This is a genomic window from Cupriavidus sp. 05T41 (assembly GCF_056396525.1).
Map to the genome: position 1 here is coordinate 1 of NZ_JBFTLQ010000068.1, position 14,785 is coordinate 14,785.

At 68.5% G+C, this 14,785-nt stretch carries 11 protein-coding genes; 6 read left to right on the forward strand and 5 right to left on the reverse strand.

Annotation, left to right across the window (positions count from 1 at the left end; translation table 11 throughout):
- Positions 1-747: 747 nt before the first annotated feature.
- Positions 748-1,839, reverse strand: a complete 1,092-nt coding sequence (gene ychF / locus AC1DKV_RS30110) for a redox-regulated ATPase YchF (protein ID WP_477138648.1) — start codon at positions 1,837-1,839, stop codon at positions 748-750.
- A gap of 161 nt (positions 1,840-2,000) precedes the next feature.
- Here ychF and AC1DKV_RS30115 point away from each other — a divergent pair, with 161 nt between their 5' ends.
- From AC1DKV_RS30115 to AC1DKV_RS30135, 5 genes are all read left to right on the forward strand, one after another.
- Positions 2,001-3,257 carry a UbiH/UbiF family hydroxylase gene (locus tag AC1DKV_RS30115; protein ID WP_477138649.1) on the forward strand — a complete coding sequence of 419 codons (1,257 nt, stop codon included), beginning with the start codon at positions 2,001-2,003 and terminating at the stop codon, positions 3,255-3,257.
- Positions 3,258-3,301: 44 nt separating this feature from the next.
- Entirely contained in the window at positions 3,302-4,060 is a 759-nt protein-coding gene (locus AC1DKV_RS30120) for a DsbC family protein (RefSeq protein WP_477138650.1), read from the forward strand.
- Between the two features lie 97 nt (positions 4,061-4,157).
- On the forward strand, positions 4,158-5,147 hold the full coding sequence (gene acuI, locus AC1DKV_RS30125) for an acrylyl-CoA reductase (NADPH) (RefSeq protein WP_477138651.1): 990 nt from the start codon (positions 4,158-4,160) through the stop codon (positions 5,145-5,147).
- Positions 5,148-5,222: 75 nt separating this feature from the next.
- Entirely contained in the window at positions 5,223-7,028 is a 1,806-nt protein-coding gene (locus AC1DKV_RS30130; RefSeq protein ID WP_477138652.1) for a M61 family metallopeptidase, read from the forward strand.
- 49 nt (positions 7,029-7,077) lie between these two features.
- On the forward strand, positions 7,078-9,489 hold the full coding sequence (locus AC1DKV_RS30135) for an FUSC family protein (protein WP_477138653.1): 2,412 nt from the start codon (positions 7,078-7,080) through the stop codon (positions 9,487-9,489).
- A 16-nt stretch (positions 9,490-9,505) separates the two neighbouring features.
- Here AC1DKV_RS30135 and AC1DKV_RS30140 read toward each other — a convergent pair whose 3' ends face one another.
- Positions 9,506-10,864, reverse strand: a complete 1,359-nt coding sequence (locus AC1DKV_RS30140) for an ABC transporter ATP-binding protein (protein ID WP_477138654.1) — start codon at positions 10,862-10,864, stop codon at positions 9,506-9,508.
- Between the two features lie 28 nt (positions 10,865-10,892).
- On the reverse strand, positions 10,893-12,647 hold the full coding sequence (locus AC1DKV_RS30145) for an ABC transporter permease (RefSeq protein ID WP_477138655.1): 1,755 nt from the start codon (positions 12,645-12,647) through the stop codon (positions 10,893-10,895).
- Positions 12,648-12,923: 276 nt separating this feature from the next.
- Between AC1DKV_RS30145 and AC1DKV_RS30150 the strand changes: the two genes are divergently transcribed.
- Positions 12,924-13,232: an acylphosphatase gene (locus AC1DKV_RS30150; RefSeq protein ID WP_441622722.1), complete on the forward strand. Its 309-nt coding sequence runs from the start codon at positions 12,924-12,926 to the stop codon at positions 13,230-13,232.
- 25 nt (positions 13,233-13,257) lie between these two features.
- Here the strand turns inward: AC1DKV_RS30150 and AC1DKV_RS30155 are convergent, their stop codons facing one another.
- Both AC1DKV_RS30155 and AC1DKV_RS30160 read right to left on the reverse strand, forming a co-directional pair.
- Positions 13,258-14,037, reverse strand: a complete 780-nt coding sequence (locus AC1DKV_RS30155) for a uracil-DNA glycosylase (protein ID WP_441622668.1) — start codon at positions 14,035-14,037, stop codon at positions 13,258-13,260.
- A gap of 69 nt (positions 14,038-14,106) precedes the next feature.
- Positions 14,107-14,745 carry a CYTH domain-containing protein gene (locus AC1DKV_RS30160; protein ID WP_441622670.1) on the reverse strand — a complete coding sequence of 213 codons (639 nt, stop codon included), beginning with the start codon at positions 14,743-14,745 and terminating at the stop codon, positions 14,107-14,109.
- Between the last annotated feature and the right edge of the window lie 40 nt (positions 14,746-14,785).

Genomic DNA, 14,785 nt, shown 5'->3' on the forward strand with positions numbered 1-14,785 from the left:
AGCGTGTTGGCCATCGCCTGGACGTAGTGAATGCCGCAATGCACGCCGGAGGGGCCCAGCGGATAGAAGCCGTTGTCGGCCAGGCTGAGCGCCGTGTAGTAGAGCGCGGCGTCGCGCACCTCCTTGCCGGCCTTGTCTTTGAAGGGGAATTTGAACGAGGGCATGGTCACTCCGTGCGCTTGCKAATCGCCCGAGACGGGAAGAAGAAGTCGCCGGCCGTGTGCTGCAAGGAGAATCTCAGGTCGGACTGACCTGGCATCGTTGACCCCCTTTTTTGGGGACGCCGGGCAATGCCGCTGCATCACGCCGCGTTCGACGGGTCGAAGCCAAGCAGCCTGCCCCATGGGATCGGAGCGCCCGCACGCGAACGCTCAGGCATGCCGACACAAAGAGCCGGACTTCCTTTGAACAAAGCTTATTTGGAATGTTGGTCCAGCCAACTCAGCCTGGATGTAGGAAAAGGCTGGTTTTTACGGTGAAACGTCTGCCATGCGACCGAATACTTCTGCCATGGCAGCACGCGCCAAACGCAGTCAGGAGCGCGCTGCTCGGCAGATGAGCCGATGTCATTTACACCGATTGCGCGTGGTCGCAGGCGTATGGTTTTACCCCTTGGCCCATGTATCGGCGTCGACCGCTGTTGAATAGGGTCGTCACATGGCAAAAACCCCCGTCGCCTCAACGGCCGACGGGGGTTTTCAGGTGGTCTGGAACGACGGGAGCGGGTCGATTCAGCTCAAACGTTGATCAGACGTTAAACAAGAAATTCATCACATCCCCATCCTTCACCACATACTCCTTCCCTTCCGCCCGCATCTTCCCGGCTTCCTTGGCGCCTTGCTCACCCTTGAAGGCAATGAAGTCCTCATAGGCGATGGTCTGCGCGCGGATGAAGCCGCGTTCGAAGTCGGTGTGGATCACGCCGGCGGCCTGCGGGGCGGTGTCGCCCACGTGGATGGTCCAGGCGCGCACTTCCTTCACGCCGGCGGTGAAGTAGGTCTGCAGGCCKAGCAGGGTGAAGCCGGCGCGGATCACGCGGTCCAGGCCCGGTTCTTCCATGCCGAGGTCGGCCAGGAACACGGCCTTGTCCTCGTCTTCCAGGTCGGCGATCTCGGCTTCGATGGCGGCGCACACGGCGACCACCGGCGACTTGGTCTTGGCGGCGTGGGCGCGCACGGCGTCCAGGTGCGGGTTGTTCTCGAAGCCGTCTTCGCGCACGTTGGCCACGTACATGGTCGGCTTGGCGGTGATCAGGCAGAGCGGCTTGATGGCGGCCCATTCCTCGTCGGAGAGGTCGAGCGTGCGCACGGCCTTGGCTTCGTTGAGCACGGCCTGGGCCTTCTCCAGCACGGCCACCAGGCGCAGCGCTTCCTTGTCGCCGGCGCGCGCGGGCTTGATGTAGCGGGCGTGGGCCTTTTCGACGGTGGAGAGGTCGGCCAGCGCAAGCTCGGTATTGATCACTTCGATGTCCGACAGCGGATCGACCTTGCCGGCCACATGGATCACGTTCTCGTCTTCGAAGCAGCGCACCACGTGGGTGATGGCGTCGGTTTCGCKGATATTGGCCAGGAACTGGTTGCCCAGGCCTTCGCCCTTGGAGGCGCCCGCCACCAGGCCGGCGATGTCGACGAATTCGACCACGGCCGGCAGGATGCGCTCGGGCTTGACGATCTCAGCCAGCTTGGCAAGCCTCGAATCCGGCACTTCCACCACGCCCACATTGGGCTCGATGGTGCAGAACGGATAGTTTTCGGCGGCGATGCCGGCCTTGGTCAGGGCATTGAACAGCGTGGACTTGCCGACGTTGGGCAGGCCGACGATGCCGCATTTGAGGCTCATGGTAGAAGGCTTGAAATAGCAAAACCCCTATTCTAGCGGATGGGCGTCGCCGGGCCGTGCCTGAGGCGCMGTCAACCGGGGTGCTACGCCGCTTGCCCCGCGGCGTTGGCCGCCGCACGTGGCGCTCAGAGCCAAAGTGCCGGGGTGGCTATAATCTCCCCATGACTCGTCCATCCCCCTCCCGTTTCCAGGTTGCCGTGGTCGGCGGCGGCATCGTCGGCAAGGCTTGTGCGTTGTTGCTGGCCCAGCAGGGCATGCAGGTGGCGCTGATCGCGCCGCGTCCGCAGGCCCCCGCGCCGGAGGCGGACCAGTGGGACAGCCGCATCTACGCATTCTCTTCGAGCTCGCAGGCCTTGCTGGCGCAGTTGCGCGTCTGGGAGRCGCTGAACCCGGCGCGCGTGCAGCCGGTCTGCGACATGCGGGTGTTCGGCGATGCCAGCGCGGCGCGCGAGGATGCTGCCGCTGCCGGAGACCTGCATTTCTCGGCCTACGCGGCCACGGTGCMGCAGCTGGCCTGGATCATCGAGTCGGGCCATGTGGAGCGGGTGCTCGATACTGCCTTGCGCTTCCAGCACCAGGTGCACTGGTTCGACGATACCGCCGCGGCCTTCCTGCGCGATCACGATGGCGCCACGCTGACGCTGGGCGGTGGCGACAAGGTGCGCRCGGCGCTGGTGGTGGGCGCGGACGGCGCGCGCTCGTGGTTGCGCGACCAGTGCCATATCCCGGTTTCCAAGCGTCGCTACCGCCAGCTTGGCGTGGTGGCCAATTTCGAATGCGAGCATCCGCACCAGGACACGGCCTGGCAGTGGTTCCTGGGCGTGCCGCCCAAGCTGATGGCCGACGAGGAGCCGGCCAACGGCGAGATCCTGGCGCTGCTGCCCTTGCCGGGGCGGCGCGTGTCGATGGTGTGGTCTGCCGACGAGGGCCATGCCGCCGAGTTGCTGGCCCTGTCGCCTGAGGCGCTGGCCGACACCGTAATGCAGGCAGCCAGCGGCGCCGTGGGCCGCCAGTTCGGCACGCTGCGCTGCGTGACGCCGGCGCAGGGTTTCCCGCTGGTGCTGCAGCGGGCCGAGCAGTTCGTGCAGCCGCACGTGGCGCTGGTGGGCGACGCCKCCCACGTGGTGCATCCGCTGGCCGGCCAGGGCATGAACCTGGGCTTGCGCGACGTGGCGGAACTTGGCCGCGTGATGGCTGCCAGGGAATCGTTCCGCGGCGAGGGCGACCTGCGCCTGCTGCGCCGCTACGAGCGCGCGCGCGCCACGGACCTGTTGTCGCTGACGGCTGCCACCGATGGCCTGCACCGGCTGTTTTCGCTGCCCGGCGGCATTGCGCACACGGTACGCAATGCCGGCATGCGGGCGGTGGGCGGGCAACCGCTGCTCAAACGCTTTCTTATCGGCCGTGCGCTGGGCTGAGCCCTGAACACTGCGCGCCGAATCACCGAATTTCTGGAGTCATCATGTTGCAATTCCTGCGCCGCCGCCCCGCACTGTCGGCCACCGTCGCCACCATCGCTKGCGGCCTGGCTGCGGCCGGCTTCGCGCTGCACGCCATGGCGGCGGGCGAGCCCGGCACCGATCGCATCAAGGAGTCGATCCAGAAGATGCTGGGCGGGCGCGCCGAGGTCAAGAGCGTGTCCAAGACGCCGGTGCCGGGCCTGTTCGAGGTCAATATCGGCGGGCAGGTGGTCTATACGGACGCCACCGGGCGCTATGTCATCAACGGCGAGATGGTCGACACCAAGACCGGCACCAACCTGACCGAAGAGCGCGTGGCCGACCTGAACCGCATMAAGTGGTCGGACCTGCCGCTGGCGCGCGCCATCAAGTGGAGCAAGGGCGACGGCAGCCGCCAGGTGGCGGTGTTCTCGGACMCGAACTGCGGCTATTGCAAGCGCATCGAGCAGACCTTCCAGCAGATGGACAACATMACGGTCTACACCTTCCTCTACCCGGTGCTGTCGCCGGATTCGGAGGTGAAGGCCAAGCAGGTCTGGTGCGCCACCGACCGCACCAAGGCCTGGCGCGACTGGATGCTCAACCGCGTCGCGCTGACCGGCAACGGCAGCTGCAAGACCCCCGTGGACGAGAACCTGAGCCTGGGCCAGAGCCTCAATATCACTGGCACCCCGGCCGTGTTCTTCATGGACGGCACCCGCATCCCCGGCGCMGCCGACGCCGCCACGCTCGAGCGCAAGCTCGCCAGCCTCAAGAAGTAAGCTCCGCGCCGGCGGCCTTTCCGGCGCCGTGCGTGCCGGACCGGCCGGCGCCTCGTTCATCAGACTTTCGACATCCGCATATCCGGAGGGAGACATCATGACGTTCCAGGCATTGCTGCTGACCCAGGCCGACGGCGCCACCCAGGCCGCCGTTACCGCGCTCGAAGAATCCGCACTGCCGGCCGACGGCGACGTGCTGGTCGCGGTCGACTATTCCACCATCAACTACAAGGATGGCCTGGCCATCACGGGCCGCGCGCCGGTGGTGCGCAAATGGCCGATGGTGGCGGGCATCGACGGGGCCGGCACGGTGCTGGAGTCCGCGCATCCGCGCTGGAAGGCCGGCGACCGCGTGGTGCTCAACGGCTTTGGCGTGGGCGAGACGCACTGGGGTTGCCTGGCGCAGCGCGCACGGCTCAAGGGCGACTGGCTGGTCAGGCTGCCCGACGCGTTCAACGCGCAGCAGGCCATGGCGATCGGCACGGCCGGCTACACCGCCATGCTGTCGGTGCTGGCGCTGGAGCGCGCCGGCGTGAAGCCGGGCGACGGCGAGGTGCTGGTGACCGGCGCCTCGGGCGGCGTGGGCACGGTGGCGATCGCGCTGCTGTCCAGGCTGGGCTACCGCGTGGCGGCGTCCACCGGCAAGACCGCCGAGGCCGATTTCCTCAAGGCGCTGGGTGCGTCGGAGGTGATCGACCGGACCGAACTGGGCAAGCCGAACAAGCCGATGCAGAAGGAACGCTGGGCCGCGGTGGTGGACTCGGTAGGTTCGCACACGCTGGTCAATGCCTGCGCGCAGGTGCGCTACGGCGGCGCGGTGACATGCTGCGGGCTGGCACAGGGGCTGGATTTCCCGGCCTCGGTGGCACCCTTCATCCTGCGCGGCATCACGCTGTACGGGATCGACAGCGTGATGGCGCCGATGGCCCGGCGCGAGGAGGCCTGGCAACGGCTGGCGACCGACCTGGCGCCGGACCGCCTGCGCGCCATCACGACCGAGATCGGCTTGTCCGGGGCCATCGAAGCCGGGCGCAAGATCGTCGAGGGCKGCATGCGCGGGCGCGTGGTGGTCAACGTGAACGCCTGAACATCAGCGTCCGGAGCCGCGCCGGGCACGGGCGGCTCCGGAGGATCGCGCGGGCATGGCGCTACAATCACGCTCATGAAGCCGATCCACTACGCCATCGCCCCGCTTCAACCCGAAGCGCACCTGTTCGCCGTCACCGTCACGGTGGACGCCCCCGATCCCGCCGGCCAGCAGTTCTACCTGCCTGCGTGGATTCCCGGCAGCTACATGATCCGCGACTTCGCCCGCAATATCGTGCGCATCCGCGCCGATGCCGCCGGCAAGCAGGTCGCGCTGACCAAGCTGGACAAGCAGAGCTGGCAGGCGGCGCCCGCAAGCGGGCCGCTGACGCTGAGCTACGAGGTCTATGCCTGGGACTTGTCGGTGCGCGCCGCGCACCTGGACGCCACGCACGGCTTCTTCAACGGCAGCTCGGTCTTCCTCTGCGCCGAAGGGCAGGAACATCAGCCCTGCACGGTGGACATCCTGCCGCCCGCGGGCGAGGCGTATGCCGGCTGGCGCGTTGCCACCGCCATGCGCGAGGCCCCGGGCCGCGGCGGCGCCAGGCGCTACGGCTTCGGCCGCTACCAGGTGGCCGACTACGACGAGCTGGTCGACCACCCGGTCGAGATGGGCACCTTCACGCTGGGCAGCTTCCGCGCCTGTGGCGCCCAGCACGACGTGGTCTTCACCGGCCGCGTGCCGCAGCTGGACCTGGAGCGCGTGTGCCGCGACCTCAAGCGGATCTGCGAAGCGCAGATCCGCCTGTTCGAGCCCAAGACCGAGCGCGCGCCGTTCCTCGACAGCAACCGCCGCTACGTCTTCATGACGATGGTCACCACGGATGGCTACGGTGGCCTGGAGCACCGCGCCAGCACCGCACTGATGTGCGCGCGCGCCGACCTGCCGGCAATCGGCAAGGCAGAGGCCACCGAGGGCTATCGCACCTTCCTCGGCCTGTGCAGCCACGAGTATTTCCATACCTGGAACGTCAAGCGCATCAAGCCGGCGGCCTTCGTGCCGTACCGGCTGCGCGAGGAAACGCACACGCCGCTGCTGTGGCTGTTCGAGGGCTTCACCAGCTACTACGACGACCTGATGCTGGTGCGCAGCGGCGCCATCACCGAGGCGCAGTACGTCGAGCTGCTGGCCAAGACCTGGAACGGCGTGTTGCGCGGCAACGGCCGCACCAAGCAGAGCGTGGCCGACAGCTCCTTCGACGCCTGGACCAAGTACTACCGCCAGGACGAGAACGCGCCAAACGCCATCGTCAGTTACTACACCAAGGGTTCCCTGGTGGCGCTGGCCCTCGATCTCACCATCCGCGCCAAGACCCGCAACCGCCGCTCGCTCGACGACATCATGCGTGCGCTGTGGCAGCGCTACKGCAGCGGCTTCTATGCGCCGGGCGCGCAGCAGCGCGGCGTGACCGAGGCCGAAGTTCATGCCCTGGTCGACGAGGTCAGCGGCCTGCGCCTGGGCTCGTTGCTGCGCGCGCTGACCGAAGGCACGGGCGAGCTGCAGCTGGCGGCGCTGTTCAAGCCGTTCGGCATCAAGGCGGTGCCCACCAAGCCGGAGCGCAATGCCGCGCTCGGCATCAAGACCAAGAGCGAGGACGGCTGGGTGCGTATCACGCAGGTGCTCGACGGCGGCGCCGGCCAGGCGGCCGGGCTGTCGGCGGGCGACCTGCTGGCCGCGGTGGACGGCCTGCGCGCGGCGCCCGGGCAGCTGGACAAGTTGCTGGCGCGCTACCGCGCCGGCGACAGCGCCGAATGTCATGTATTCCGCCGCGACGAGCTGCATGTGCTGCCGGTGACCTTCGCGCGCGAGCCGGCGCTGCAGTACACCGTGACGGCCGAGGGTGGCCGCCAGGCCATGCGGGCGCGCTGGCTCGGCCAGTAGGCCGGCAGGCAGACATTCCGCCGACAAGGCCCAGCCCCCGAGCCGCCACATGCAATACGCGCACGACGCCCGCACCTTTATCTACTCGCACTATGTGTACCGTGGCCTGCGCTCGGCCACGGGGGTGATCGGCGCCACGCTGATCGCCATGCAGTTCGCGGACCTGCCCACTGCCATGGTGGTGTCGATGGGCGCGCTGTGCACCAGCCTGATGGACCTGCCCAGCCCGTTCAACCACAAGTTCAACGAGATGCTGGCCAGCGTGCTGCTGTGCACGGCAGTCACGCTGGCGGTGGCCATGGCCACGCCGTTCCCGCGCGTGATGCCGGTGGTGCTGGTGCTGGTGACGTTCATGGCCGGCATGATGACGGTGTACGGCAACAAGACCTTGCCGCTGCAGTTCTCGGCCTTGTTCGTCATGACGCTCACCATCAACGAGGACTTCGTGGTGCGGCGCGCGCTGGAGCATGCGCTGCTGTTCGGCGTGGGCGCGGTGGCCTACATGGCCTACGCCATGGTGGTGAGCTGGGCCACGCAGCGGCGTACCAAGCAGCAGATCCTGGCCGAAGCGCTGTACGAGATGGCGGGCTACCTCGACATCAAGGCCGGCTTCTACGACGCCGGCAACGACTACGAAGCGCAGTTCAACCAGCTKGTGCGCCAGCAGATCGTGGTGGCCGAGCGCCAGCAGGCCGCGCGCGACCTCGTGCTGCGCGGCAACCGCACCACGCATGACGGGCTGCTGGTGCAGGTCCACATGCGCATGCTGGACCTCTACGAGTACATCCTCTCCACCAACAACGACTACCCGCTGCTGCGCCAGACCTTTGCCGCCACGCCGGTGCTGGACCACCTGCGCCGGCTGGTGCAGCTGATGTGCGAGGACGTGGAGTCGATCGCCTACGACATCACGCGCGGGCGCTACTCCTATGCCGAGGTGGATTACCGGCAGGAGCTGCGCGCGGTCCAGGACGAGATCGCGCAGCTGCGCCATCACCACATCAATCCCGCGGCGATGACAGCGGTGGTCGAGACGCTGGACATGATCAAGGGCGCCATCGCGCTGGTGGGGCAGCTGCACGAGGCGTCACGCACGCCGGTGGAGCCTTCCAAGGTGCTGCCGGGCCCGGACATGACGCCGTTCCTCACGCGCCAGCGCTATGAGCTGAAGGTGCTGCGCGACAACCTCAACTGGAAGTCCCCGGCCTTCCGCTTTGCGCTGCGCATCACGATGGCGGTGTGGGCAGKGCTGTGGATCGCCGACCACCTGCCTTATGTCTCGCACAGCTACTGGATCCTGCTGACCATCATCGTCATCCTGAAGCCCAACTTCAGCATGACCAAGCAACGCTACAACGACCGCCTGATCGGCACGCTGATCGGCTGCGTGATCTCGGTGGCCGTGCTGCGGGTGGTGCACCAGCCGCTGGTGCTGCTGGGCGTGCTGTTCCTGGCGCTGGTGGCGAGCACGGCGTTCTCCACCATCAAGTACCGCTACACGGCCATMGCCGCCTGCGTGCAGGTGCTCATCCAGATCAACCTGCTGATGCCGGGCAGCGCCACGGTGGCGGGGGAGCGGCTGATCGACACGGTGATCGGCGGGGTGATCGCCTCGGTGTTCAGCTTCGTGCTGCCGAGCTGGGAGTACCGCGCGCTGCCCGCGCTGGTAGAGAACGTGCTGCAGTCCAACCGCCGCTATATCGCCGCCACGCGCGACCTGCTGCTGCGCGTGGCCAAGGACGACTTTGCCTACCGCGTGCAGCGCAAGCAGTTCATGGACAGCCTGTCGGCACTGATCGGCTCGTTCCAGCGCATGCTGGACGAGCCCAAGAGCCGGCACCGCGCGGTGGACAACCTGAACCGCTTTATCGTGCAGAACTACCTGGTGGCCGCGCATGTGGCGGCGATGCGTATCCAGGTGCGGGAGCACTACGGCGAGCTTGACCTGCCGGCCGCCGAAGGCGCCATCCGCCAGGCGACCGACGCCGCCACCAACAGCCTGGCGCTGGCAAGCGAGCGGCTGGTGGAAGATGACCGCGCGGGCGGCCGGGGGGCGGGGTTCGTGCGGGCGGCGGGGGAGCCGGCAACCGCCGTGGCGCATGCCGCGCCGCAATCCGGTGTCGAGGCCGGGCCTGCCCGCGCGGCCCCGCTGGCGGCGGCCGCGCTCAATGCTGCGCTCGAGGCCACCTCCACCGCAGACGAGGCCAGCGAGCGCCGGGCCCGCCTGGCCGATTCCGCCGATCGCCGCCGCGCCGACGTGCTGGCGCAGGCCGCCGCCTCGGGCGAGCTGTCCCGCGCCAGCAGCRCCACCCGCGAGCCGGGCGGCACCGCCAGCACGGCCAGTTCCACGGGCCGCGCAGCCAACGCCATCCTGGAGCGCCGCCTGCGCGCGCTGCGCGAGGACGCCGCCAAGATCGCGCTGCGCACCGGCGCCATCGGGCGCGCCATGCGCCAGCGCTAGCGTCGCGTGCGGCCGCTCAGGGCTGGGTACTTGTGCCGCCGGCCGGATGCTCCTCGCGCGGCAGCGTCAGCATGCCGCTGTTGTAGCTGTACTCGTACACCTCGCCATAGCGGCCCCATTCGATGGCGGCGGTCAGCACGCGCTCGGCTTCTTCCGGCTTKAGGAAGTCCTCGAGCTCGCGCAGCACATGTTCCTCGCGGATCTCGCCGTCCTCCGATTGCTCGAGCTCGCGGCGGATATGCGCGGCCAGGGCCACGTGCAGCAGCAACTGCTTGCCGAACAGCACCTTGCGCTCGGGCGGCTCGGTCTCGTAATAGACGCGGCCCAGGCCGGTGGCGCTGATGTCGCCGCGCTCGATGGTGGCCAGCTGCAGCAGATGCAGCGCCTCGCAGGCGGGCAGCAGGTCGTCGTCGGTGAGGCCGGCTTCCTCGGCCAGGTGCGGCAGGTCGGCGCGGCCGTGGAAGGGCGCCTCGCACAGCAGGTCGAGGATGGCTTCCATCTGGCTGATGTCGGCGTCCGGCAGGCGGTAGCCGATATTGCTGGCGGMCGCCAGCGCGGTGACGCGCGGCCCCAGCGCGGCGGGCGAGGTCATCAGCGTATAGACCTCGTCGATCAGCCCGCGCACTTGCGCCGAATCGCGGTTGCGCGGACGCGGGAAGGGTATTTTCACCTCGGCGCGGATACGGCCCGGGTCGCTCGACAGGATCACGATKCGGTCKGCCATCATGACTGCCTCCTCGATATTGTGCGAGACGATCAGGATGCACTTGATATTGGTGCGGCCGTCTTCCCACAGGTCGAGCATTTCGTCGCGCAGCGTCTCGCCGGTGAGCACGTCGAGCGCGGAAAAAGCCTCGTCCATCAGCAGCAGGTCGGGCTCGGTCACCAGCGCGCGCGCAATGCCCACGCGCTGGCGCATGCCGCCGGAGAGCTCGCGCGGCAGCGCGCTGTTGAAGCCGGACAGGCCGATCATGTCGATCGCCGCCTCGGCGCGCCGTGCGCGCGCTTCCTTCTGCACGCCCTGCGCTTCGAGCCCGAGCTCCACGTTCTGCTGCACGGTCAGCCACGGGAACAGCGCGAACGACTGGAACACCATGGCGATGCCCTCGGCGGTGCCGCGCAGCGGSTGGCCGCGGAACTGCAMCTCGCMGTGGTCGGCGCGCACCAGCCCGGCCATGATGCGCAGCAGGGTGGACTTGCCCGAACCGGACTTGCCCAGCATGGCGACGATCTCGCCGCGCTTCAGGGTGAGGTCCACGCCTTCAAGCACGGCGCGGTCGGTGCGGTCCGCGGTGCGGAACATCTTGGAGACGCCGCGCAGTTCGACCACGGGTTCGGCTACGGTTGCGGCTGTGGTTGCGGGAGAGCTTGCCATGATGGAATTCCGGTACGGATGCTGAAAATCAGAGACGGGTGCGTTCCTGCGCTAGCAGGTAGAGGCGGTTCCACAGCAGGCGGTTGAAGCCCACCACGAACACCGCCATCACGCCGATGCCCAGCGCGATGCGGGGGAAGTCGCCCTTGGCGGTCATCTCCGCGATATAGCTGCCCAGGCCCGTGGCGACCAGCGTGCGGTCGCCCCAGGTCACGTATTCGGACACGATGCTGGCGTTCCACGAGCCACCGGCCGCGGTCACCAGGCCGGTCAGCAGGCTGGGGAACACCGCCGGCACCAGGAAGCGCTTCCACATCAGCCAGCCGCGCAGGCCGAAGTTGCGCGCGGCCAGCTTCAGTTCGGTGGGGATGCCGGAGGCGCCGGCGATCACATTGAACAGGATGTACCACTGCGTGCCGAAGATCATCAGCGGGCTGAGCCAGATTTCCGGGTTCAGGCCGAAGCGCACGATCAGCATCACCACCAGCGGGAACATCAGGTTGGCCGGGAAGGCCGCCAGGAACTGCGCCACCGGCTGGGCGATGCGCGCCACTTTCGGGTTCAGGCCGATGCGGATGCCGATCGGCACCCAGATCACCGCCGCCAGCGAGATCAGCACGATCACCCGCACCATGGTCAGCGTGCCCAGCCACAGCACGTGGCCGACCTCGCTCCAGCCCACCTCGGTGCGCACGAAGTGCATCACGCGGTACAGCGCCGCCACCGCGATCAGCGTAATGACGATGGTGCTGGCGCGCTCGAACCACAGCGTGCGCCGGCTGTCGCCGTTCTGCGATGCGGTTGCCTTGCGCGCGGAACCCCAGGCCAGCGTGCGCTCGGCCAGCGCGGCGGTGCGGCCCAGCAGCAGGCTGACCCATTCCGAGCGGCGCAGCAGGTTKAGCAGCCACGATTGCGGCTCGTTTTCCTGCGCCATGGTCTCGAAGCGGAAGCGGTCGGCCCAGGCGATGAGCGGGCGGAACAGCAACTGGTCGTACAGGACGATGCCGACCAGCATCGCCAGGATGGCCCAGCCGATGGCCGCCAGGTTCTGCTGCTGGATGGCCAGCGAGATATAGGAGCCGATGCCTGGCAGCTTGATATCGTTGCCAGACACCGAGATGGCTTCGGAGGCCACCACGAAGAACCAGCCGCCGGACATCGACATCATCATGTTCCACAGCAGCCCCGGCATGGCGAACGGCACTTCGAGGCGCCAGAATTTCTGCCATGCGGAAAGCCGGAACATGGCCGCGGCCTCGACCAGGTCGCTGGGGATGGTGCGGATCGACTGGTACAGGCTGAATGCCATGTTCCACGCCTGCGAGGTGAAGATGGCGAAGATCGCCGCGCATTCCACCCCGACCAGGCTGCCCGGGAACAGCGCGATAAAGCCTGTCACGGTGATCGACAGGAAGCCCAGCACCGGGATCGACTGCAGGATGTCCAGCGCCGGCACCATGACCTTCTCGGCGGTGCGGTTCTTGGAAGCCAGCGCCGCGAAGGCGAACGAGAACAGCAGCGAGGCGGCCAGCGCCAGCAGCATGCGGATGCTGGTGCGCAGCAGGTAGTACGGCAGGTAGGCGATGTCCAGGTGCACTTCCAGCGGCTCGCCGGGGCGGTAGGGCACGTCCATCCCCCGCGCGGCGAAGGCCACCAGCACGATCACCGCCAGGATGATGGGCAGCAGCGCCAGGTCGAAGCGGTTCGGTGGCGCGGTCAGCAACTGGCTGACGTAGCCAGGAGAGTTGATCGAGCTGGCMTGGTCGTGTTCGGCTTGCTGCATCTTGTTGGCTGAAGTTCGGTGGCCGCGGTTGCCGGCGGGATCGGATGGCCCGGCTGGCCCGGAAAGACCGGCGCGCGGGGCGTGCGGCGCTGCGTGGCCGCGGGCGGGTTGTGCACGGAACCCGGAKGCCCCGGCAGGGCRCCGGCGCGGCGCTGTCGGCGTTACCCCGGGTGGCATGCCCATACTGGTAACGCTCGGGGTGGCCGCCTAGTTTACCTGTATTGTGTTTTGCAGCCGTTTCAAGCAACGGCGAGGAGGGACCAGATGGATCGCCAGATGGAACAGCACACGGGACCCCAGTGGGCGCATCGGCCGGTAGCCTGGCGCATCGTTGTCACGGGGAGGGTGCAGGGCGTGGGTTACCGCGCCGCCTGCGAGGACCAGGCCCGCGCGCTGGGCCTGGGCGGATGGGTGCGCAACCGGCACGACGGTTCGGTGGAGGTGATGGCCTACGGCCCGCCCGAACAGCTGGCGGCGCTGCGCGAATGGATGCGGCGCGGGCCGCCCGCCGCGCAGGTCAGCGGGCTGGAGGTACAGGCCGGGGAGGGCGAGTTCGACAGTTTCGACTTCCGTCCGACGGCCTAGGGTCCAGGGGCCGGGGCCTGGCGGCTCAGCTCGCGCGCCAGTCCACCGGCGCCACGCCGTGCTTCTCCAGCCATGCATTGGCCAGCTTGAAATGGCCGCAGCCAAGGAAGCCGCGGTGGGCGGACAGCGGCGACGGGTGCGGCGCTTCCAGCACGCAATGCGCGCCGGCCAGCAGCGGCTTCTTGGCCTGCGCGTGGCTGCCCCACAACAGGAACACCAGGTTCGGGCGGGCGGCGGACAGTGCCTGGATCAGGCAGTCGGTCACGGCTTCCCAGCCGCGCTTGGCGTGGCTGGCGGCCTGGCCCTGTTCCACCGTCAGCACCGTGTTGAGCAGCAGCACGCCCTGGCGCGCCCAGCCTTCGAGGTTGCCGGAGGCGGGCGCGGGTACGCCGTCGCCGTATTCGGCGGCGATCTCCTTGAAGATATTGCGCAGGCTCGGCGGCACGCGCACCCCGTCCGGCACCGAGAAGGCCAGGCCGTGCGCCTGCGGGATCTCGCTGCCGCCGACGGTGCCGGTGCCGTGATACGGGTCCTGGCCCAGGATCACCACCTTGACCGTCCCGGGCGGGGTGAGATGCAGGGCGTGGAAAACGTCGTGCGGGAAGACCGGCTTGCCGGCATCGCGCTCGCCGTCGACAAAGGCGGCGAGTTCCTGCCAGCCGGCRCCGTGCATGCACGGCGCCAGCAGTTCACGCCAGGCGGAGGGCAGCGCCGCCGCCTGGGCGGCCAGGCTGGCCGGGGCCGATGGCGCCCTGGCGGCGGCCGGGGCGAACAGGTCGGCCTGTGCGCTCATTGGTTTGCTCATGCGGGTGCTTTGCGGAGGATAGGGGTTGGTGGGGCGCAGGGTGCACCCCGGGTGCGGCACGCCGGCGCGTCAGGCTCCGGCGACACCGGCAAGCCGGTAGCCACGCGCGGCCTTGCTCTGGTCGGATGCCGTGAGCGGCGCCACGTTCTGCAGGCGCCTCGCCAGCGCGCGCAGCGCGGCTTCGGCCACGGCCTGCGTGGGCGACTGGTCTGCCTCGCCTGGCAGCCATTCCAGCTCGAGTTCGTGGATGGTGTCGCGCGCAGTCGTGCCCGGCGCCGTGATCTCGCCCACGTCCAGCGCGGCTTCGATGCGCGCGCCGTCCTGCTCGACCAGCCAGGTACGCCGCGTGAAATCGGTGCGGAACACCGGGCCCAGCGTGGCTGCCAGCGGCGCCAGCAACGCGCGGGCCTCGGGCGGGAAGGCGTCGAGTTCGATGGCCTCGGCGGCGACCTTGGTTTCCCATTCATGACGGGCGGCCAGGCCGGCCTCGCTCTTGCCCGCCGTCTTCAGGGTTTGCAGCCATTGCTCGCCGCGGCGCCGCAGCCGCAGCGCGGCACGGGCGCGGGCCAGGTCGCGCGCGGGGGTGTCGAGGTAGACGTTGAGCAGCGTGTGCTCGCCGCGGGCCTCGCCGTGCGCGTCCAGCCATGCCGCCAGCGCGGGCATGGCGCCGTCCGGCACTGCCAGCTTGAGTTCGATTTCCTGGGCCATCTTGATCGAGGATTCCGGTGGGAGCCGCGGACGGGCGCGG